Source organism: Candidatus Cloacimonadota bacterium (genome assembly GCA_016932035.1).
In the GTDB taxonomy this organism is placed as follows: Bacteria; Cloacimonadota; Cloacimonadia; order JGIOTU-2; family JGIOTU-2; genus Celaenobacter.
Map to the genome: position 1 here is coordinate 1 of JAFGDR010000015.1, position 18,678 is coordinate 18,678.

An 18,678-nucleotide genomic window follows, 5' to 3' on the forward strand; every position below is an offset into this window, starting at 1 on the left:
ATAACATCGATAGGAATAATGATACTTTTATGTTTATTGGTGAAAGTTATGGTTATATCTTTTTTGTCAGCAACTCCCTTATTATACTGAAGCGTTTTATTGATCAATTCGATAAAATCTGTTGGTTCTAAATTCAAGGTTATATTTCCGGCTTCGATAGCTGAATAGTCCAGTAGTTCGTTAACAAGGTTCAGCATATATGAACTTAGATCTCTAATATGACCGATGAATTCCGCTTGATCTTGTGAAAAGTCCTGAATATCATCCTGCAGAAACTCGGTTAGATTGATAATATTACCAAGTGGATTCCGGAGATCATGCGCAGCAATACCAAGAAATTGGTTTTTCAGTTCATTCAATCGCTCGAGTTCAATCTTTTGTTTCATTACTTGACGCTGCAGGTTCGAGAGTTCATTATTAAGAAGAGACATCTCGTCTAACGATTTCTTTTGGAGCATTTCTTGCTGTTTGGAATGGTCTGCAATTTGTTTTGCCATACTTCGAACGTTGTTTACCTGATCATTATTGATCTTCAACAACTCATGGGATAGCAACTCGAAATTCATATTATCAATCCCCCCTACAAGTAGAATGACACCGTCAAAAAGTGCTCCATCGAAGACCAGTGTTTTAACTTCATTCTTTAATATGACATTCAGCTCCCAATTGAACTGAGCTCCTTCACGTATAATTTCTTTGATAAAGCGTTTCACTTTGACTATATCAGTCTCAATAAAAAGTGCAATCAGATCAGAACCTTCCAGTATTTCATTTCCAATTTCTAAATCGTTATAGAGTACGCTTTTAATAGTATTATCAGTATTACAGAGCAGAACAATTCCTTTTGATTTCATTAGTTATAATTACCTTACATCGATGAGTTTTTGGGCTGACAGAATAGCATCTTCAGCATTTATTGCAAATGAATCTGCTCCGACTGTTTCCCAGAGATATTCATTTTTGTTAAATGGGTATCCACCAACAATTATTCGATAATCATTATATGACACATTTTCTCTGATCTTAAAGATCAATTCACGTACACGATCCACATTAAATGCGATTGTTGCAGAAACAGCTATGATATCAGGTTTAACATTTTCGATCATTGCAATAATGCTGTCGTGCGGAGTATTTGCTCCCAAGTAGTATGTATCCCATCCTTCCATCTCAAAGAAGTCTGTTACCATTCTTATACCCAGCTCATGAAGTTCTCCGGAAACACTTGTTGAGATGAGTTTTTTATTGCCTTTTTGTCCTGTGAAGATATGTGAATAAAGTCGGGCAATGATATTTTGAGTGGCTGCAGTACAGAAATGCTCCATAGCTACATTGATTACATTAAGTTGCCACAATCTGCCTACTTCGTACTGAACCGGCTGGAATATTTTAAGATAAATATCTTTTACAAATATTCCTTTTTCAATTGCATCAAAAATGATCTTCTCTGCATAATTTCGTTCTCCGCGCAATAATGAATTCAAATACTGCTGTGCCATGACACCAAGCTCAGAGTTTTCTTGAATGAATGGATTTATTTCATTGGGAAGTGATGGAAATCTCTCTAATACCTTACTGAGATATTGATAGGCAGTTCTACCATAATCCGAATTGTCTTGTTCATAAATATCTGCAAGTATTTCAAAACTTGCGATAAGGTACACTTCAGGAAAGTGAATGCTCTTAAAAAACATTTTACACCAAGCCACATAATCCAAGAAGAGATTAGACTCTTGAATGTTAATTGCACTTGACAGATATGACAGGTGATACATCCAATCTTTATATGCTCTTTTTCGGCCTTTTTCACCATATCGTTTTTCATATTCCGGATAGCGATCGTAAAAGATATTTATTGCTTTGAGCGTGACCTGTTCATCACTCATTGCTTCATATTGTATTGTATCCATATTTTCTCCATATATTTATTTTATGAATCATTCGATGTGACTACCTTTCTCATTTTCAAGATGATGACTGTTCCATTTGGATGATTATCCTCCACATATACTTCACCTCCGAATTCTTCCATTGTTTTCTTAACGATGTATAATCCAATACCTGTATGTCCTGCAGGTCCATAATGAAAACCTTTTTCAAATATTCTATCCTTTATTTCATCCGGAATTCCCGTTCCATAATCGACGATTCGAACCGTACAAAAATCATTCTCTTCTGAAATATCAACATCCAATTTCTCCATTCTCCCGTGCTGAACAGCATTAGTAACGATATTTCCTATAACAGAATAGATAGCTCGGTCTGCAAAGACCTGGCAGGTACCGTTGATAGTGGTTTCCAGAGAGTCATATTTCTGCAATACCGTTTGAAGAACATCATGAATGTTATAAATATCAAGTTCAGCATGAGTACTCAGGAAATTCTCATGCTCCCGTTGTCGAGTAATTGTATCAAGACTCATATCGACCCTGCTCTTTATTTCATCGAGCATTGATTCATCATTTTCATTCACATAGAGATAAAGAGCGCTTTGTATGACGGTTAGATCGTTTGTAATATCATGGCGAAGGATCGAAGCAGCAGTTTTTAATCTTTCCCTATTTGTCCTGAGTGCTTCCTGGGTACTTTTTAGTTCTGATATGTCAATTCCCTCTACAATTAAACTATTGATATTCCCAAATTCGTCCAGTACAGGTCGGACTGAAAAATCGACAAAAATTTCACTTCCATCCTTACCTTTGTGACTTGCTTCAAAGTGAGCTCTTTCTCCATTAGCTGCTTGAAATATACTCTGCTTTAATCTTTCCTGAAGTATTATTGAGTGCTCCCACCAGGGTGTATCCCAGAATTTTTTACCTTTAACGTCCTTTAATTCTTTTCCAATAAATGTAAGAGCAGCTCCATTTGCTGTAATCAATGTTCCATCCGGTTTTGTAGTTCCAATGAACGTACTCGGATCATGCATAATTGCATTATAATTTCTTTCACTGACCATGAGTTTCTTTTCTGTTATTTTGCGTTCTTCAATCTCTTTTGACAGTTCTGCAGTTCTTTCTTTTACTTTCTCTTCCAGGTTACTTATCATCTCATTGAGTTGAATCGTCATTTTATTAAATGAGAGAGCAAGCATGCCGATTTCATCATGTGAGTTTACGGCAACTTTCAAACTAAGATCGCCATTGGCTATTCTGCTCGAAGTATCTGCGATGGAAACTATTGGTCGTGCAATCTCTCGTCCGAAATACCATCCCAAAAAGAATATGGTTGGGAAGGCAACAAGCATCATTATTATTGCAACCCACATTAATTGATGCTCATATTTTTTCACTGTATCAGCTTTAATATCAATACCCAGTATTGCTTCCCTCTTACCTTGTCCATCATAGATCGGTGCATAACCAGTAAGCCATGTACCCCAATTATCAGTATAAAAATCCTCCTCGACCATTGGCTCATCCATATCAGGAATTTGTTCTCGTAAAAAATCACTGGCTTCTGTATATATATCACCAAGATGAGCAATTTCCTCTTCATCTTCCTCTGCATCAACCACAAAACTGATCCCCGTATCTTCATCATACCTCATGGTGTAAATGAAATAGATATCCGATGTTGCATCTCTTATCTGCTGAAGCTTCTTTTTCAGTACCATATATGTTTCATTATTTTCTTGATCAGGTTCCGTTAAAACTGCATGAAGACCGGTATCAATATCCAAAGCAGAAATACTGACAATATCATGAAGTCGTCTTCGTAGATTTTGGCGAAAATGATTTGTTGAGGTTTTAAAATAAATATAGACTGCTAAAGCTAAGATTATTATCATTATTAGTGAGAAGAAAAAACCAATTTTTCTTTGAATCTTATTCAAAAATATCTTCTGTAACTTATTTTTTAGGATCATGTAGAGATCTCCATAATCAGTTTTTCAAATTCTTTTCAACGTCATTGATACATTATTTCTTAGTCAATCTTTATGACACTCATTGCAGCACGCATAGCAGCCATTTACCTGAAAATAATGTTTCTTTGCTTCCTCTATTGCAGGTTTGCAACAATAATACTCCCCAAGATAAATCCTTTCTTCTTCAGATGCCATCCAGGAGCAATCTTCACTATGAACTTCATGCTCACCTGAAGCAAGTCTTTCTTTGTGTACAAAATACTTTTTTTTCATTATTCTCCAATTATATGTTTATTTATAATTATTATATGCACATTTCGTGCCAAATATATGTTACCTTTTCTTTTTTGTTATACTATAAACACCTGTATCTATCTTTATATAGGCATGTTATATCTTAAGTTCATTAATTATTTCTTCCTTCATATCAGCTTCTAACATGGTTGAAATCAAAAAATAGTGCGGAATTTTTTCCGCACTTTGCTGAATTAGTTCTACAATCAGTTATTCTTAATGAATATCAATAAAAGACTCATATGAACATTGACAGTTCAGATAAAAGTCCTGATCTCATGCAAAATCTTGAAAGGATCGACCATGATCATTGGAATCATTGCAGCAGTATTAGTAATAATTATTTTAGTATATTTTTTAACAAGAAAGAAAAAAGTGACATCTGTTTCGGATGTCTCATTTGAAGATGAACCGATGACAGAGCAAGAATTGCAGGAAATCGCTGAAGAACTGACAGCGGAATGTCCGAAAATTGTCGATGAAAACACGCAACTGGATCGAGCGACCGCAGGTCCGGGATTAAAACTCACCTATTTTTATACGATCCTTCAAGTTGCGGTTAATGCACTCACACCTGAAAACCTGAATAATTTAAAAGAGACATTACGTGAAAATTATCGAACGAGTGAAGACATGAAACCTTTCAGGGATAGCAGAGTTACGCTTGTTTTCGTTTATTATGATAAGAACGGAAATGACCTGCTGAAGGTTGAGTGTAAATAGACACTTCGAATTCTTATATATCTGAAGACGATCATGCGTATTATGGTCTTCTTTTTTTTTATTTCACATTTTATTTGACAATCAATTTGGTCGGCATAAGTTTTGAACATAAGTTCATAACAAGGAGTGCACATGCCGCGACCAAGAAAGATCAGGCGGGTAAGTAAACCGCCCCTCTGCAGCAGGTTTAAACCTGTAGGGATTCCTGCTCGTTTATTGCAGGTAGTTGATCTTTCCGTAGATGAATATGAAGCATTGCGGCTTGCAGATTATGAAGGACTGGAGCACAAAGAAGCAGCTGAGAAAATGGGAATTTCCCGTCCAACATTCACCCGTTTAATCGATCAGGCACGCAAAAAAATTGCATCCGGGATCATAGATGGTAAGGAAATAAGTATCGGCGGGGGTGATTTCCAGTTCCAGCAGCATGTTGCCCGATGCAGAAGCTGTGGTACGATCCTCGATTACGCACAAAGAGTGCCCAAAATATGTCCCGAGTGCAACGACTCCGATCTTGAAAACCTCAATCTGAATTACCAGAGAGGTCGTGGTCGCGGACGTGGACGCTGGGGGCGCGGAAGATGAAAACTATTAAAAACACTAAAGTCACGAAAGGACACAAAAATAATATTACAAATATAAATAGAAAAATAAGTATTTTTATTGAATCGATGAGGATCAGTCAGAATATAATTTTTATGTTAAGTTTAGTGTTTTTCGTGTTTTTTGTGGTTAATAAATATTAATTACAAGGAGGCATACTATGCCACGTGGAGACAGAACAGGTCCTGACGGAATGGGACCAATGACAGGTAGAGCTGCTGGTTTTTGTGCCGGAAATGACAGACCCGGTTACATGACCCCAGCAGGTGGACGAGGTTACAATGGTCGCGGCTACGGTCGTGGAATGGGATTTGGATATGGACGCGGCTTTGGACGCGGTCGTGGATATGGAAGAGGTTTTGCACCTGCATATCCGGTTTCTTATGCACCCTATCCCACTCAATACCAAGCTGAAGATGAAAAAGATTTTCTTGAGAATGAACTCAATATCCTCAAGAACAGTTTAAAGCAGATCGAAACTCGATTGAGTGAGATCAACGCTTCTGAAAAGAAGTAACCTTATCATGTTCTTAGTACAGAGGATTCAGAATACACAGATAAAAAATAGTCAACATCTATGGGTATTCCGAGTCCTCTGTAGTGGGATTAAGTTGTATCAAAATTTTTAGGAGTTTTTATGCCAAGAAGAAACGGAACAGGTCCCGAAGGACGAGGTCCGGGAACGGGTCGAAGACGAGGTGGCTGCTTTAGTGCTTTCACCAAAAAAGATGGAAGCATATCGGTGTGGCGAACCCTTGTCATCCCAATGATAGGAGCAGTTATCAACGACCTTCGTAAACCGGACAGCATTTCCAGGCGAACAGTAAATACAATCGTAAATCGATTCAAATCAAAGCAGATCACAGATACAGGGAGTACTTCGAATGAAATCAAAGGTAACTATTCTGTGATCGATGAAGAAAAAGGAGACTAATATGCCACGAGGAAATGGACAAGGCAGAGGTATGGGCAGAGGACAAGGTCGTGGACAGGGCGGCAATTATCCTGGTCCTGGCGGATCGTGTGTATGCCCGTCATGCGGTTTTAAAGAACCACATGTTCAAGGAGTGCCGTGCATGAATAAAACCTGCCCGAAATGCGGCGCAAAAATGACACGAGAATAGAATAAACATACAAGGAGACGTAATGCGAATCGTTATTTCAACAGAAAATGGACAGGTAGCTCAACATTTTGGAAGATGCCCAGAATTCACGCTTGTTGATATCAAAAATGGATCTATAGTAAAAAAAGAAGTTGTACCGAATCCTGGGCATGCACCAGGTGTTCTCCCTAAATATTTCAACGAACTTGGTTATAAAACCATTATCGCTGGTGGTATGGGAAATAGAGCTCAGCAACTTTTTCAATCATATGATATGGACTGGATAATCGGTGTTCAGGGTGATATCGATTGTATTATCGACGAATATCTCAAGGGCACGCTTACTGAAGGTGACAGCATGTGTGAGCACGGCGAAGGTAAAGGACCGGGGCACGGAAATTGTCACTGACATTCCTGGTAATTATCATGAAAATTACAATTATATTTGATAACACAACTATAGATCCTGCACTCCAATCATCATGGGGTTTTGCAGCTCTTATTGAAGCAGACGAGAGGAAAATCCTCTTTGATACAGGTGATAACGGTGACATATTGATGTCCAATATGAAAAAACTCGGTATCGATCCTGATTCAATCAATGATGTTTTCATTTCACACAATCATTATGATCATGTTGGTGGACTGTCATCTTTTCTTTCACAAAATAACAATATCACTCTCTATACTCCTCCCTCATTTCGTGGCGTTCATAATATTAAGAAAAAACTTTATATTGATCAACCAACAGAATTACATGAAGGAATATATTCTACTGGAGAACTCGCTCATATAGAACAATCCTTGATCGTAAAAACGAAAAAAGGACTGGTTGTCATTGTTGGATGTTCCCATCCCGGAGTCGGTCTAATTCTTGATACTGCAAAACAATTCGGTGAACCTTATGCCCTTATCGGAGGATTGCATGGCTTCAAAGAGTATGATGTACTTGAACCGCTTACACTTGTGTGTCCAACGCACTGCACTGAACATATAAATGAAATCAAGATACGCTATCCTGAGAAATATATTGAAGGCGGCGCTGGAACGATCATAGAAATCGAATAAGATAACAAGATAATTCAAACAGATAAGGAGATCATTGTATAATGCAAAATCTCATCTCTAAACGTGTTAGTTCAATCAGTAAATCAGCAATTCATGAAATGACGCGTCTGTCAAACCAACTCGATGATGTTGCTTTTCTCTCATGGGCAAAACCTACATCAGGAACTCCCGAGCATATAAATAGAGCTGCTATCAAAGCAATCGAACAAGGACTTGTCGGAGGTTATTCGCCGAGTGATGGACTCTTAGAACTCAGAAGAGAAATTGTTAAAAAACTAAAACGGGATAATAATATCATTGCCAATCCCAACCAGATTTTAGTTACAGTCGGAGCAATCGAAGGCATTGCATCTGCAGTCATGGCAACGGTCGATCCGGGTGATGAAGTTATTGTTCCATCACCAACCTACTCAACTCATGTTCGTCATGTATTGCTTGCATCAGCTCAGCCGGTTTTTGTTCCACTTCATGAGGAAGACGACTATGCTCTTCATATTGAAGATATAAAAGCAGCGATCACACCCAAAACGAAAGCCGTCCTGTTTTGCAGTCCAAATAATCCTACAGGTACTATTTTCCCAGAGCAAACCTTGCGTGAGTTAGCCGATATAGCTGTCGAAAATAATCTTGTGATCATTACTGATGAAGCGTATGAGTATTTCTTATATGACGGCAATCAGCATTTTAGCATTGCGTCGATCCCAGAAGCACAAAACAATGTCATTTCCTGCTATACTTTTACAAAAACCTATGCAATGACAGGCTGGCGTATTGGTTATCTTCATGCACAGGAAGCATTGATACCCCACATTAAAAAAGCGCATATCCCCTATGCGATCTGTGCTCCTGTGATCTCACAATATGCAGCCCTTGAAGCTCTCAAAGGTCCTCAAGTTTGCGTCAAAGAGTTTCGTGAGCATTATCAATCAGCCCGGGATCTTATGTGCCAGCGACTTGATGAGATGAGCGATGTCTTTTCTTATGTCAAACCAACCGGTTCATACCTCATGTTCCCGAAGATCCTTCTTGATGAAGGAAAAAACTCATTCGAATTCTGCGTGAATCTCCTTCAAAAAGCGAAGGTTTCAACTACTCCAGGGGTTGCGTTCGGCCCAACAGGAGAAAGTCATCTGCGGCTCTCGTTCTGTGTTGAGGAAGCAATGATCGATAAAGCGTTCGACCGGATGAAAGATTATTTCAATAAAGAAGGATATAAATGATTAAACATATCGGACTGGCAATTCATGATCCCTCTGAGATAACGAATTTTTATCAGAATGTTCTTGGACTTACCATTGAAAAGGAATTTACACTTACAAAAGACCTAAATCAAAAACTATTCGGGTTTTACGAGGAAGTGCCTGTTACAAGAATGTCAAATGACAACATGATTCTCGAGATTTTTGTAACAACCCTGCCCTCGACCAATAGCTACGCTCATATATGTGTTGAAGTTGAAAACCGCGAAAGTCTTATCGACAAAGTGAAAATGAATAATTACCAATGTACTATCATAAAAAGAAACTCCCATACACTCGTATTCATCCAGGACAAATTCGGTAATAATTTCGAGATCATGAAGAAGAATAACCATGATTAAAAAGATAATTCATTTTTATCAGTGTTCATCAGTTCAATCAGCGCAACCTGCGTTCTATAATGCCATATGAAAATTTCAATTGCAAGCGGAAAAGGTGGAACAGGCAAGACGACTCTTGCCACGAATCTTGCGTATCTTATTTCCCAGACATGTCCTGTTGTTCTCACTGATCTGGATGTAGAAGAACCGAATTCAAAATTTTTCATCAAAGGAAATAAAATATCAGAAAAAAAAGTGTTTAAAATGATCCCTGAATGGGATAAGGACAAATGCATCCTGTGTGGAAATTGCCAGAAAGTATGCCAGTTCAATGCAGTGATCAAACTCTGGGAAGAAGTACTGATTTTCGACAAACTATGCCATAGCTGCTATGCATGTTCCGAATTATGTCCAAAGAATGCATTACCGATGAAATCTTATGACGTTGGAAAGATAACTCAATTCGAATATCATGATATTCATTTCGTCGAAGGGAAACTCAATGTTGGTGAAGAGCAAGCTGTTCCTCTTATTGCACAAACGATTGATTATGTTCATAAGAAATTCCCTCATGACATGCTCCTTATTTTTGATTCTCCTCCCGGCACATCCTGCCCGGTTATCGAAGCAACAAAAGATGCGGACTACATCATTCTGGTTACCGAACCGACTCCTTTCGGGCTGCACGATCTCACACTTGCAGTGGAAGTTATGCGTGAATTGAAAAAAGATTTCGGCATTGTTATTAATCGTTACGGAATTGGTAATGACGACGTTATCACCTATTGCAAAAATGAGAGGATTCCCCTCCTCGGAACTATCCCAAATATGAAAGCAGCTGCAGAAGCATATGCAAAAGGAGAACTTCTGTCAACAGCAATTCCAGAAATCAAAACCGCACTGAACAAGATCATCCAAAACTTGAAAGTCTGCGAGGTGCTGTAATGAAAGAAATAGTTGTTATTTCAGGAAAAGGCGGAACAGGTAAGACGTCTATTACTGCTTCATTTGCCATCCTTGCTGACACTGAAGCGATCATTGCAGACTGCGATGTCGATGCTGCTGATATGCACCTTCTTTTGCAGCCGGATTTTGCTCAGTATGAAGATTTTTATTCAGGATTCAAAGCCGATATCGATCAAGAGATTTGTATGAAATGCGGAAAGTGCAAACAGGTTTGCAGGTTCGATGCCGTAAGAAATGATAATAATTTCTATGATATTATCCCTCTCAATTGTGAAGGATGCGGCTACTGCAAGGAAGTCTGCCCAGTTAATGCAATCACAATGATTGAGCAAAATGTTGGGAAATGGTATATTTCTAAGATAAAAACTGATACCTTTATGGTTCATGCCAAGCTTGGTGTTGGTGCAGATAATTCCGGAAAACTTGTTGCAAAAGTTAAGAAAGAAGCAAAAAAACTCGCACAAGAGAATAGTAAAGATATTATCTTGATTGATGGCTCTCCGGGTATTGGATGTCCAGTTGTCTCATCACTTTCAGGTGCTGATTATGTAATACTAATCACCGAACCGACTCTGTCCGGTTTTCATGACATGAAGCGAGTTTTTGAACTCATTCAAAATTTTAACTTGCACGCAGGATGCATTGTAAACAAGTACGATGTCAATAACGAAATATCAGATAAGATCACAGATTTCTGTAAAAAAAATAAGATCGATCTTATTTCAAAACTACCGTATGATGAGGCATTTACAAAAGCAATGACGACAGGAAAGACTATCATTGAATACGAAGATAGTGAAATAAAAGACAAATTAGAAAAGAGCTGGAAAAAAATAATGAAGCTCACGGATGGTCACTGATGAACACAGATAAATCATACTGTGACTATTTAATAATAATTTCTTTTTTATCCGTGTGTATCCGTGCAAATCCGTGAGCTATAAATAATAAAGAAAAAAGAAATGGAGATACAATGAAAATAGCATTTACAACAAAAGGAACCGATTGGAATGCTCATATTGATCCTCGATTTGGAAGAACTGATTACTTCCTTATTTATGATGATGAAAAAGATGAATTAACATCAATCGATAACACAGACGTTTCTGAAGTAGCTCATGGTGCAGGACCGAGAACTGCACAAAGACTTTTCGAGCAAAAACCGGATGTTTTAATAACCGGTAATGGACCGGGAGGTAATGCAGCAACCGTTCTTCAACAATCTGGTATCAAAATTATTACCGGTGCAGGAAACATGACCGCGAAACAAGCGCTTGATGCATACAAAAAAGGTGAATTGTAAAGTTTATGAAATTCAAGGCAGCCTTTGCCACTGATGATGGAAAAACCTTCATGGAACGACATTTTGGCGATGCACTTTTTTATGATATATATGAAGTTAAAGATGATAAAGCTCTATTTGTTAAAAGGATCGAGAATACCGTTCCAGAAGAGGAAGAACTACATGCTGATCCAAGAAAAGCAAAAGGAATATCATCACTTCTTCTAAAAGAAAATGTAACAGTCGTTGTCTCAAAAATATTTGGTCCGAATATCAAGCGCATAAGAAAGAAATTCGTTTGTATTGTCATAAAAAATGGCACCATCGATGATGCCGTTCACCGTATCATCAAGAATTTAGATCTGATCAAGGGTGAATGGAATAAGGATGAAAACAGATCTCATTTAATGCTGTAATTTTTTAATAAGAACGATCATGTTCTCGCACCAAGAACTCCAATTTTGTACCCGTTGTTCGCTTCACAAGACTCGAACATATGCACTTGCGGGTGAAGGAAATCCCGATGCTGATGTCATGCTTATTGCTCAAGCACCCGGTGAATGTGAGGACAAAGAGAATAGAATGTTTGTGGGTCCGTCAGGGAAAATCTTGCATTCACTCTTGAGAGAAACCAACATCACAGAGCATGAACTCTACATGACAAATCTCATCAAATGTACACTTCCCAAAAACAGAAGACCGAAGCAAGAAGAAGTTCACGCATGTTCATATTATTTAGAACAAGAAATTGATACTTCTCATCCATCAATTGTCGTTCCTCTGGGTTATTATGCAACAAAATATCTTTTTGAAAAATATGGGCTTCAGCAATTTTCAAAAAAGGAATTTCCTGAACACATTGCAAAATTAAAGGTTGTTGAAGACATCACCCTCTTTCCACTGTCTCATCCAGCTCTTGTGCTGTATCACCAGCAATTATATGATAATGCAATGAAGAACTTTATGAAATTATATGATTTGATGAAAGCAATCAAACAATCATAAATAAACATATAAAAAAAACTACTTGAGCATTATATTGGAGAGCAATTTTTTTTTGCTTACTGCATTGGTATATAATTTGACAATCTAAATCGAACATCATCTGTGTGGCAACATTTCAAAAATTTTCAATACAAATAATACAACGAATCACAATGAAGAAAGGAATTCACAATGAAAAAGTATGATGTCATCATTATTGGTGGTGGACCTTCGGGTATTATCACAGGTGTAACTGCAAAGAAGCAGAATCCGGACAAGATATTTTTAATGATAAAGGAGGAGGAAAAGGGTCTCGTTCCATGCGGTATACCTTACGTATTCCACGATCTTGACGATATTGATCAGAACAAAATGGGACCCAAGCCGTTTATCGATGCTGGCGGCGAGGTATTGGTTGATACGGTAACGACCATAAAAACTGATGAAAAATCAATTGAAACCAAATCAGGGCAGACTTTTTCTTATGACAAACTCCTTCTGGCAACAGGTTCAACACCACTCATTCCAAAATTTATAAAAGGATATGACCTTAAAGGTGTCGAATATATTAAAAAAAGCTATCACTATATCGAGCAACTTAAGAAAAAAACCGATGCAGCAAAACACATTGTCGTCATTGGTGCTGGATTTATCGGTGTGGAAATATCCGAACAGCTTGCAAAACATAAGGACAAAACAGTCTCTCTTGTCGAAGCTGAACCGCATTGTCTTTTTAGAGCATTCTCAACCGATTTTGCAGAAGAAGCTGATAAAGTAGTAAAAGCCTCAGGGGTCAATCTATATACCGGACTCAAGGTTGAAAAGATTATAGGAAAAGATGGAATAGTCTCTGGCGTATTACTCTCTGATGGTCAGATCATAGAAGCTGAAATCGTGATCAGTGCTGTTGGATATACTCCAAGCTGCTGCCTTGCTCAGGATGCTGGAATTGAGATCAATGAACTTGGAGCGATTCGTGTAGATAATTATCTTAGAACCTCTGCAAAAGATGTATATGCAGTTGGTGATTGTTCCCAGACCCGGGGATTTATTACCGGACGAACCGATAATATTATGCTCGCATCCACAGCCACTGCAGAAGCTCGAGTTCTCGGTTATAACCTGTTCTGCATTAAACTTTTGAGAAATTTTGCAGGCACCCTTTCCGTGTTTTCAACCGAGATACATGGAAAAGTCTTTGCATCTGCGGGAGCAATCGAACAGACAGCCAGAGATGCAAACGTACAGTTCGTCATCGGGAGAGCTCAGGATGTTGACCGTCATCCGGGAAATCTACCAGGTGTCAATCAGCTTATTGTTAAACTCATTGTTTCTCCTGAAAATGGCGAGATCATCGGCGGTGAAATCCTTGGTGGCAAGTCAGTTGGCGAGATGATCAATACCGTAAGTCTTGCTATCCAAAAAGCAGTAACCGTCTATGAACTGGTTTCATTCCAGATCGGCACTCATCCCCTACTCACCACAGCTCCAACAAAATACCTGCTTATTAAAGCTGCCGAAAATGCAATTGCTAACATTAAAGCACACTCAGTAAATTGCTGAATAATATATGGGGAATGGTCAGAAGTGATCATTCCTCTTCTTTTTTATAATCCCTTTTTCCTCTCTGATGTGCTTCGTTATCAGATACTTCGTCCTGCCAGCCGGAACGCACCTTGTCTTTCAAATCAAAACGAGCAATGTAGGGCTTGATATCGATAAGTGGCGTTTCATCGAGCATGTCCACATCTTGGATACAAAGTATGTTGTTCACGATCCTGGATAATTTCACGACACTCATACCGATTTTATTTGGACGATGTGGCGCTCTCGTTGCAAAGATCCCATGCAACTCATCCTGTAGATATGGTTTGACGTTAAGCATTGTTTTATCGGATTTATGAAAATAATAGAACAGAATAATATGAGAATATTGTTCAAGATCTTTGAGCCCTTCAATAAATTCCGGATATATCTCGACTGTTCCTTTAATTCCTTGTGCAAACACAGGCTGGATCGGTATTTTCGAAGTCTCTTTATGAGGTGTATGAATGACTCCTATTGGGGAGAATTCAATGATTTTATTGTTTTTATTCATAAAGGGACTCAACATGTTAAGTCTATCCTGTCAATATTTCCATACCTTCCAACTTCTTTGACAAACAATCCCACTTCTTTTTTTCTTCACGCTCAATGGTCATGAAATATACAAAAGATAATAATGAATGTAAATGGTATCAGGTATGCCCGATGAAATATTATTTCGAAGCCGGTAAACTCGATGAAAAATGGATCAGGGACTATTGCCACGGTAACTGGCTAAGATGTATTCGATATCAAATGGAAGAACACGGACAGTTTCATTCGGATAATATGCTTCCGGATGGTTCGATCGATGATAATTTGAAATGAAAGGAACAAATGAAAACCTATTTTGAATGTTTCCCTTGCTATGTGCAACAAGCACTAAGGGCAGCAAGACTCTTCACTGACGATCCAAAAATAATCAAAAACCTCATTGATGAAGTGGGTATGCTTTTCACTAAAATTACCTTTGACATGACATCTCCTGAAATTGGTGAATTTATTTACGGTAGAATGCGCGAGATCTCGGGCGTAGCAGATCCATATAAAGACATAAAGAACCAGAGTACGGATGAAGCACTCGAACTTGTTCCTTTCTGTAAAGAAATCATAGCAAAAAGTAGCGATCCCCTTTTCACTGCGATTAAAATGGCTATTGCTGGTAATATGATCGACTTTGCCATTCACCATGAAGTTGATATTCAAGCCGAAATAGAATCGATCGTTCACAAGGAACTTACTATTAATGATTATGAGACTTTTCAGAAACGATTGAGTTCATCAAAAACCATCCTGTATATTGGTGACAATGCTGGAGAATCTGTTTTTGACAGACTACTTATTGAGCAGCTGCATGATAAAAAAATATATTTTGGCGTCCGGGGTGCACCCGTTATAAATGATGTCATTGAAGAGGATGCCATACATGCAGGAATAGACAAAGTTGCTCATATTGTTTCTTCCGGTTCAGCAGTTCCAGGAACAATTCTCTCTAAGTGCAGTAAAGAGTTCCAGGAATTATTTCAATTAGCAGATATGGTCATCAGCAAAGGACAGGGAAATTATGAAGGACTTTCAGATGAAAAGCGGGAGATCTTTTTTCTTCTTAGAGTAAAATGTGAGGTTATCGCAAAACATATCGGCATTACTGTTGGGTCGATGGTATTGATGAGATCAGAAAAGTAACTGGTTTCTGATTAAGATAGGCAATTTCCTATACAACATTAACCCGGTCTCTACCCTTCTGTTTACTCTTATACATCAATTCATCTGCACGTTTGACGATGGACTGAACTGTGTCGTCTTTTCTTGATAACGTTCCTCCAACAGATACGGTTGCTGAAATCTCTTTGTCTTTGAGGGATAATTTTGAATTTTTTACCATAATCCTGAAACGTTCAGCGATCTTATGTAATGTTTCAAGGTCTGTGTTTGGATGAACACTAGTGAATTCTTCTCCACCCCATCTACCAATTGAATCAACTGGTCTCATCGAATGTTTAAGTGATTTAGCAATAATTTTTAAAATTTCATCACCCGTGTCATGCCCATACGTATCATTCACCTTCTTAAAATGATCGACATCAATAAATAATAAACCAAAATTCAGACCTCTATCCATTCGAGCTAACTGGGATTTTATCATGGATTCTACATGGTGCCTGTTCGGAATATCCGTCAGAAAGTCCAACAATGATAGTTGCTTGAGTTTCTCATATTCAACTCGCAATCTCTCGCCTGAACTATTATCCTTGAACAGCTCAATTCCCCCAACGATCTTCCCGTTTTCATAATGTGGAGAAGTCCTCACAAGTACTGGCAGTCTATGCCCTTTTTTATGATGAAGATAAAATTCACCCTCACGGGATTCTCCATCCTCCATTGTATAAGCAAGCGGACAATTACCTTTGCACATTTGCCTTCCCTGCTCATTAACATGTATTAAAATATTGTCTGAACACCTCTTACCAATCACCTCTTCTGCGGAAAATCCAGTAATATCTTCAGCAGCTTTATTCCAATATTCTATTTTTTTATCTTCCGATATGATATATAAGCCCTCATATAAATTATCAATAACGTTTTGAAAATTCAAGTCTTTCATTATCATACTTTCAAGGGATGAAATAAACTCTGCCAGAATTATGTCAAATAAAATTATATTTTTGATAAATATCTTAGTTTAGTCTTTATAAAAACCAATCTTTGCATTATCGATAAAACACTTTTCTTTACATCAATTCTTGACGCTGATTTTTGTGGTTATACATTATTATGCACGTTCAAATGTTTTTTTACAGATACATAGGGGGTGACCGGTTTCGACAGGGACTGCGGAGGCAAGAATAGCATATCGGGCAGATTACCTATCCCGTTAATCCTGGTGATACTAAATGTAAATGCAGATGAAAATCTAGCACTAGCTGCATAATTCATGCAACTCATTTAGCAGGATGGTGCCATTGACGACCTGTTAAATGCCGATTTTAATGGCTTAGATGCTGCGATGTCTATACCCAGTGTTGAAGCTTAATAGGCTTGATTTCGGAAAGCTTTGTACATTGTCCTTTCCTTAATGACCAATTCACGATGTAATAAATATGTAGAATTTCTTGCAGCCAAATCCTTGGACGCGGGTTCGACTCCCGCCACCTCCACCAGTCTTCGTTTTGAGAAGAGAAAAAAACGAAGACTGCAGCGGCGTAGTTCTTTAGAACGAAGCCGTGCTCATCACTATTGAGAATATATTTTCTCAAAACTACGCCCCGGTAAACCAAATGGAGTGTTATGATGTTTTATGTATATAACTTACAAAGTCTCAACTTCAAAGATAAGTTTTATATTGGTTATTCTACAAATCTAAAATCGCGAATCGAGAAACATAACAACGGACAAGTTCCCCACACTTCAAAATTCAAACCTTGGAAAATTAAAACATATATCGCTTTCGAAGATAACGAAAAAGCTACTAAGTTTGAAAAATATCTTAAAAGTCATTCGGGAAGAGCATTTGTTAAAAATCACTTTTAATTGAAGCGATGAAAAAAATACATGATATCTGTACGTTAAGAGTCTAATTTTTGTAATGAAAGTATAACAAAAACGGCTCAATCCCGAATGATCAGGAAAAAGCCGTTTTGTTTATGTAGTTGGAAATTTAGAAGTTCAGATCGAGTCCAAGCTTATGCGTGGCACCCTCATCGAGAAAATCAGGGATGAATGCATAGTCAAAGCGCAAACTGTTGAACTTGATCGATGCACCCATGTTGAAATTTTCTCCGTCGAGACCAGCACGGATCGCAAAGAGATTTGCAAGCCAGCCCTCTACACCGAGGTGAAGTTTGAAATCATTCTTCTGGTCGCCTTCGCGTCCAAGACTCTGTGATATATCAGCAGAAGCGATCATATCAAAGGATGTGAGCTGAAAGTCTGCTGAAGCACCGATTCTGAGTGTGGGAAGCATAGTATCTTCATGATCGGAATCGGTATCCCACTTCATCTTGCCGCCAATATTAAGGACACTGGCACCGGCACGTATCTGCTTGATCAGTCCATTTGAAACCGGAGACGCAATAAGTGCACCGAAATCAAAGGCAAAACCTGACGCCTTGTTCTCATCGATCTTCTGCATGATGTATTTAGCACCACCGCCAATACTCAGCATGGGAATGATATTACCGCCTGCAGAAATACCGATAGCCATATCATTTGCACTGAAGGTATCTCCGCTTGGTGGTTGACCGGGAAGACATTCGATGATATCCCCCACCCCAAAGCTGTTGAAGGTCAGCGCAAGTGCTGCATTGCGTTTAGTTCCCACAATGACTGATGCCTGATAGTTCATCCTGTCGAAACTCATGATATTATACATTGCTCCGACACGTGTTCCTTTGATCTGGCTGAGACCTGCAGGATTGAAGAAGGGAGCAGATCCGTCGTCTGCAATTGCCGTGAAAGCATTTCCCAGTCCGGCTGGTCGGGCTCCAACAGGAATTCTCAAGAATGCACCACCCTGTCCTCCTGCAAGATCTTCTTCAGCAAAAGCAAAGGAAGTACATAAGCCAAGTATGAACACGAAAGAAAGTACTGTTTTTATTATCTTATTTTTTCTCATTGTATACTCCTT

25 protein-coding genes and 1 other RNA gene are annotated in these 18,678 nt (G+C 38.4%); 19 read left to right on the forward strand and 7 right to left on the reverse strand.

From position 1 onward, the window contains the following. From JW794_02355 to JW794_02370, 4 genes are all read right to left on the reverse strand, one after another. The coding region (locus JW794_02355) for a HAMP domain-containing histidine kinase (protein ID MBN2016967.1) at positions 1-854 on the reverse strand (854 nt) is incomplete at its 3' end. A 9-nt stretch (positions 855-863) separates the two neighbouring features. Then, positions 864-1,910: a cobalamin-dependent protein gene (locus JW794_02360; protein ID MBN2016968.1), complete on the reverse strand. Its 1,047-nt coding sequence runs from the start codon at positions 1,908-1,910 to the stop codon at positions 864-866. A gap of 20 nt (positions 1,911-1,930) precedes the next feature. After that, positions 1,931-3,787 (reverse strand): PAS domain S-box protein, encoded by a 1,857-nt coding sequence (locus JW794_02365; GenBank protein ID MBN2016969.1) that lies wholly within the window; start codon positions 3,785-3,787, stop codon positions 1,931-1,933. Positions 3,788-3,928: 141 nt separating this feature from the next. Then, on the reverse strand, positions 3,929-4,138 hold the full coding sequence (locus JW794_02370) for a hypothetical protein (GenBank protein ID MBN2016970.1): 210 nt from the start codon (positions 4,136-4,138) through the stop codon (positions 3,929-3,931). A gap of 324 nt (positions 4,139-4,462) precedes the next feature. On the opposite strand from JW794_02370, the gene JW794_02375 reads away from it, so the two are divergent. The 15 genes from JW794_02375 (at position 4,463) to JW794_02445 (ending at position 14,030) form a co-directional block, all read left to right on the forward strand. Continuing rightward, complete coding sequence (locus tag JW794_02375; protein MBN2016971.1) at positions 4,463-4,882, forward strand: hypothetical protein; 420 nt, start codon at positions 4,463-4,465, stop codon at positions 4,880-4,882. Between the two features lie 132 nt (positions 4,883-5,014). Next, a complete protein-coding gene (locus JW794_02380) occupies positions 5,015-5,467 on the forward strand; it encodes a DUF134 domain-containing protein (protein MBN2016972.1) in 453 nt (150 codons plus the stop codon). 178 nt (positions 5,468-5,645) lie between these two features. Further along, positions 5,646-6,002: a DUF5320 domain-containing protein gene (locus JW794_02385; GenBank protein ID MBN2016973.1), complete on the forward strand. Its 357-nt coding sequence runs from the start codon at positions 5,646-5,648 to the stop codon at positions 6,000-6,002. A 120-nt stretch (positions 6,003-6,122) separates the two neighbouring features. Then, complete coding sequence (locus tag JW794_02390; GenBank protein ID MBN2016974.1) at positions 6,123-6,419, forward strand: DUF5320 family protein; 297 nt, start codon at positions 6,123-6,125, stop codon at positions 6,417-6,419. Position 6,420: 1 nt separating this feature from the next. After that, positions 6,421-6,609 (forward strand): hypothetical protein, encoded by a 189-nt coding sequence (locus JW794_02395; GenBank protein ID MBN2016975.1) that lies wholly within the window; start codon positions 6,421-6,423, stop codon positions 6,607-6,609. A 22-nt stretch (positions 6,610-6,631) separates the two neighbouring features. After that, positions 6,632-6,997, forward strand: coding sequence for a NifB/NifX family molybdenum-iron cluster-binding protein (locus JW794_02400; protein MBN2016976.1), 366 nt, complete (start codon positions 6,632-6,634; stop codon positions 6,995-6,997). Between the two features lie 17 nt (positions 6,998-7,014). Next, on the forward strand, positions 7,015-7,656 hold the full coding sequence (locus JW794_02405) for an MBL fold metallo-hydrolase (GenBank protein MBN2016977.1): 642 nt from the start codon (positions 7,015-7,017) through the stop codon (positions 7,654-7,656). A gap of 41 nt (positions 7,657-7,697) precedes the next feature. Then, a complete protein-coding gene (locus JW794_02410; GenBank protein ID MBN2016978.1) occupies positions 7,698-8,876 on the forward strand; it encodes a pyridoxal phosphate-dependent aminotransferase in 1,179 nt (392 codons plus the stop codon). Further along, entirely contained in the window at positions 8,873-9,256 is a 384-nt protein-coding gene (locus JW794_02415) for a VOC family protein (protein ID MBN2016979.1), read from the forward strand. The genes JW794_02410 and JW794_02415 overlap by 4 nt, the downstream gene beginning before the upstream one ends. Before the next feature lie 66 nt (positions 9,257-9,322). After that, a complete protein-coding gene (locus JW794_02420) occupies positions 9,323-10,180 on the forward strand; it encodes an ATP-binding protein (protein ID MBN2016980.1) in 858 nt (285 codons plus the stop codon). Then, positions 10,180-11,061, forward strand: a complete 882-nt coding sequence (locus tag JW794_02425) for a 4Fe-4S binding protein (GenBank protein ID MBN2016981.1) — start codon at positions 10,180-10,182, stop codon at positions 11,059-11,061. The genes JW794_02420 and JW794_02425 overlap by 1 nt, the downstream gene beginning before the upstream one ends. A gap of 113 nt (positions 11,062-11,174) precedes the next feature. Further along, entirely contained in the window at positions 11,175-11,504 is a 330-nt protein-coding gene (locus JW794_02430) for a NifB/NifX family molybdenum-iron cluster-binding protein (GenBank protein MBN2016982.1), read from the forward strand. Between the two features lie 5 nt (positions 11,505-11,509). After that, positions 11,510-11,899 (forward strand): dinitrogenase iron-molybdenum cofactor biosynthesis protein, encoded by a 390-nt coding sequence (locus JW794_02435; protein ID MBN2016983.1) that lies wholly within the window; start codon positions 11,510-11,512, stop codon positions 11,897-11,899. A gap of 19 nt (positions 11,900-11,918) precedes the next feature. Then, the gene (locus JW794_02440; GenBank protein ID MBN2016984.1) at positions 11,919-12,488 is read left to right on the forward strand and encodes a uracil-DNA glycosylase; all 570 of its coding nucleotides are present in this window, start codon (positions 11,919-11,921) and stop codon (positions 12,486-12,488) included. A 171-nt stretch (positions 12,489-12,659) separates the two neighbouring features. After that, positions 12,660-14,030: an FAD-dependent oxidoreductase gene (locus JW794_02445; GenBank protein MBN2016985.1), complete on the forward strand. Its 1,371-nt coding sequence runs from the start codon at positions 12,660-12,662 to the stop codon at positions 14,028-14,030. A gap of 28 nt (positions 14,031-14,058) precedes the next feature. Here the strand turns inward: JW794_02445 and tsaA are convergent, their stop codons facing one another. Next, complete coding sequence (tsaA, locus tag JW794_02450; protein MBN2016986.1) at positions 14,059-14,565, reverse strand: tRNA (N6-threonylcarbamoyladenosine(37)-N6)-methyltransferase TrmO; 507 nt, start codon at positions 14,563-14,565, stop codon at positions 14,059-14,061. Between the two features lie 101 nt (positions 14,566-14,666). Between tsaA and JW794_02455 the strand changes: the two genes are divergently transcribed. Beyond that, a complete protein-coding gene (locus JW794_02455) occupies positions 14,667-14,879 on the forward strand; it encodes a uracil-DNA glycosylase (protein ID MBN2016987.1) in 213 nt (70 codons plus the stop codon). 9 nt (positions 14,880-14,888) lie between these two features. Further along, positions 14,889-15,737, forward strand: a complete 849-nt coding sequence (locus JW794_02460) for a DUF89 family protein (GenBank protein ID MBN2016988.1) — start codon at positions 14,889-14,891, stop codon at positions 15,735-15,737. Positions 15,738-15,765: 28 nt separating this feature from the next. Here JW794_02460 and JW794_02465 read toward each other — a convergent pair whose 3' ends face one another. Then, positions 15,766-16,656: a sensor domain-containing diguanylate cyclase gene (locus JW794_02465; protein MBN2016989.1), complete on the reverse strand. Its 891-nt coding sequence runs from the start codon at positions 16,654-16,656 to the stop codon at positions 15,766-15,768. 203 nt (positions 16,657-16,859) lie between these two features. Here JW794_02465 and ssrA point away from each other — a divergent pair. Together ssrA and JW794_02475 are read left to right on the forward strand one after the other, a co-directional pair. Then, positions 16,860-17,212: a transfer-messenger RNA gene (ssrA, locus tag JW794_02470) on the forward strand. A 130-nt stretch (positions 17,213-17,342) separates the two neighbouring features. Continuing rightward, positions 17,343-17,582: a GIY-YIG nuclease family protein gene (locus JW794_02475; GenBank protein MBN2016990.1), complete on the forward strand. Its 240-nt coding sequence runs from the start codon at positions 17,343-17,345 to the stop codon at positions 17,580-17,582. Between the two features lie 127 nt (positions 17,583-17,709). On the opposite strand, the gene JW794_02480 is transcribed toward JW794_02475, so the two are convergent. Next, positions 17,710-18,666: a PorV/PorQ family protein gene (locus tag JW794_02480; protein ID MBN2016991.1), complete on the reverse strand. Its 957-nt coding sequence runs from the start codon at positions 18,664-18,666 to the stop codon at positions 17,710-17,712. Positions 18,667-18,678 lie beyond the last annotated feature (12 nt).

Coding starts and splice junctions, on each gene's coding strand:
- JW794_02380 (MBN2016972.1), top strand. CDS start 5,015: ATGCCGCGACCAAGAAAGATCAGGCGGGTAAGTAAACCGCCCCTCTGC.
- JW794_02460 (MBN2016988.1), top strand. CDS start 14,889: ATGAAAACCTATTTTGAATGTTTCCCTTGCTATGTGCAACAAGCACTA.
- JW794_02375 (MBN2016971.1), top strand. CDS start 4,463: ATGATCATTGGAATCATTGCAGCAGTATTAGTAATAATTATTTTAGTA.
- tsaA (MBN2016986.1), bottom strand. CDS start 14,565: ATGAATAAAAACAATAAAATCATTGAATTCTCCCCAATAGGAGTCATT.
- JW794_02430 (MBN2016982.1), top strand. CDS start 11,175: ATGAAAATAGCATTTACAACAAAAGGAACCGATTGGAATGCTCATATT.
- JW794_02395 (MBN2016975.1), top strand. CDS start 6,421: ATGCCACGAGGAAATGGACAAGGCAGAGGTATGGGCAGAGGACAAGGT.
- JW794_02465 (MBN2016989.1), bottom strand. CDS start 16,656: ATGAAAGACTTGAATTTTCAAAACGTTATTGATAATTTATATGAGGGC.
- JW794_02410 (MBN2016978.1), top strand. CDS start 7,698: ATGCAAAATCTCATCTCTAAACGTGTTAGTTCAATCAGTAAATCAGCA.
- JW794_02435 (MBN2016983.1), top strand. CDS start 11,510: ATGAAATTCAAGGCAGCCTTTGCCACTGATGATGGAAAAACCTTCATG.
- JW794_02445 (MBN2016985.1), top strand. CDS start 12,660: ATGAAAAAGTATGATGTCATCATTATTGGTGGTGGACCTTCGGGTATT.
- JW794_02390 (MBN2016974.1), top strand. CDS start 6,123: ATGCCAAGAAGAAACGGAACAGGTCCCGAAGGACGAGGTCCGGGAACG.
- JW794_02455 (MBN2016987.1), top strand. CDS start 14,667: ATGAAATATACAAAAGATAATAATGAATGTAAATGGTATCAGGTATGC.
- JW794_02480 (MBN2016991.1), bottom strand. CDS start 18,666: ATGAGAAAAAATAAGATAATAAAAACAGTACTTTCTTTCGTGTTCATA.
- JW794_02385 (MBN2016973.1), top strand. CDS start 5,646: ATGCCACGTGGAGACAGAACAGGTCCTGACGGAATGGGACCAATGACA.
- JW794_02475 (MBN2016990.1), top strand. CDS start 17,343: ATGTTTTATGTATATAACTTACAAAGTCTCAACTTCAAAGATAAGTTT.
- JW794_02400 (MBN2016976.1), top strand. CDS start 6,632: ATGCGAATCGTTATTTCAACAGAAAATGGACAGGTAGCTCAACATTTT.
- JW794_02425 (MBN2016981.1), top strand. CDS start 10,180: ATGAAAGAAATAGTTGTTATTTCAGGAAAAGGCGGAACAGGTAAGACG.
- JW794_02365 (MBN2016969.1), bottom strand. CDS start 3,787: ATGATAATAATCTTAGCTTTAGCAGTCTATATTTATTTTAAAACCTCA.
- JW794_02370 (MBN2016970.1), bottom strand. CDS start 4,138: ATGAAAAAAAAGTATTTTGTACACAAAGAAAGACTTGCTTCAGGTGAG.
- JW794_02405 (MBN2016977.1), top strand. CDS start 7,015: ATGAAAATTACAATTATATTTGATAACACAACTATAGATCCTGCACTC.
- JW794_02440 (MBN2016984.1), top strand. CDS start 11,919: ATGTTCTCGCACCAAGAACTCCAATTTTGTACCCGTTGTTCGCTTCAC.
- JW794_02360 (MBN2016968.1), bottom strand. CDS start 1,910: ATGGATACAATACAATATGAAGCAATGAGTGATGAACAGGTCACGCTC.
- JW794_02415 (MBN2016979.1), top strand. CDS start 8,873: ATGATTAAACATATCGGACTGGCAATTCATGATCCCTCTGAGATAACG.
- JW794_02420 (MBN2016980.1), top strand. CDS start 9,323: ATGAAAATTTCAATTGCAAGCGGAAAAGGTGGAACAGGCAAGACGACT.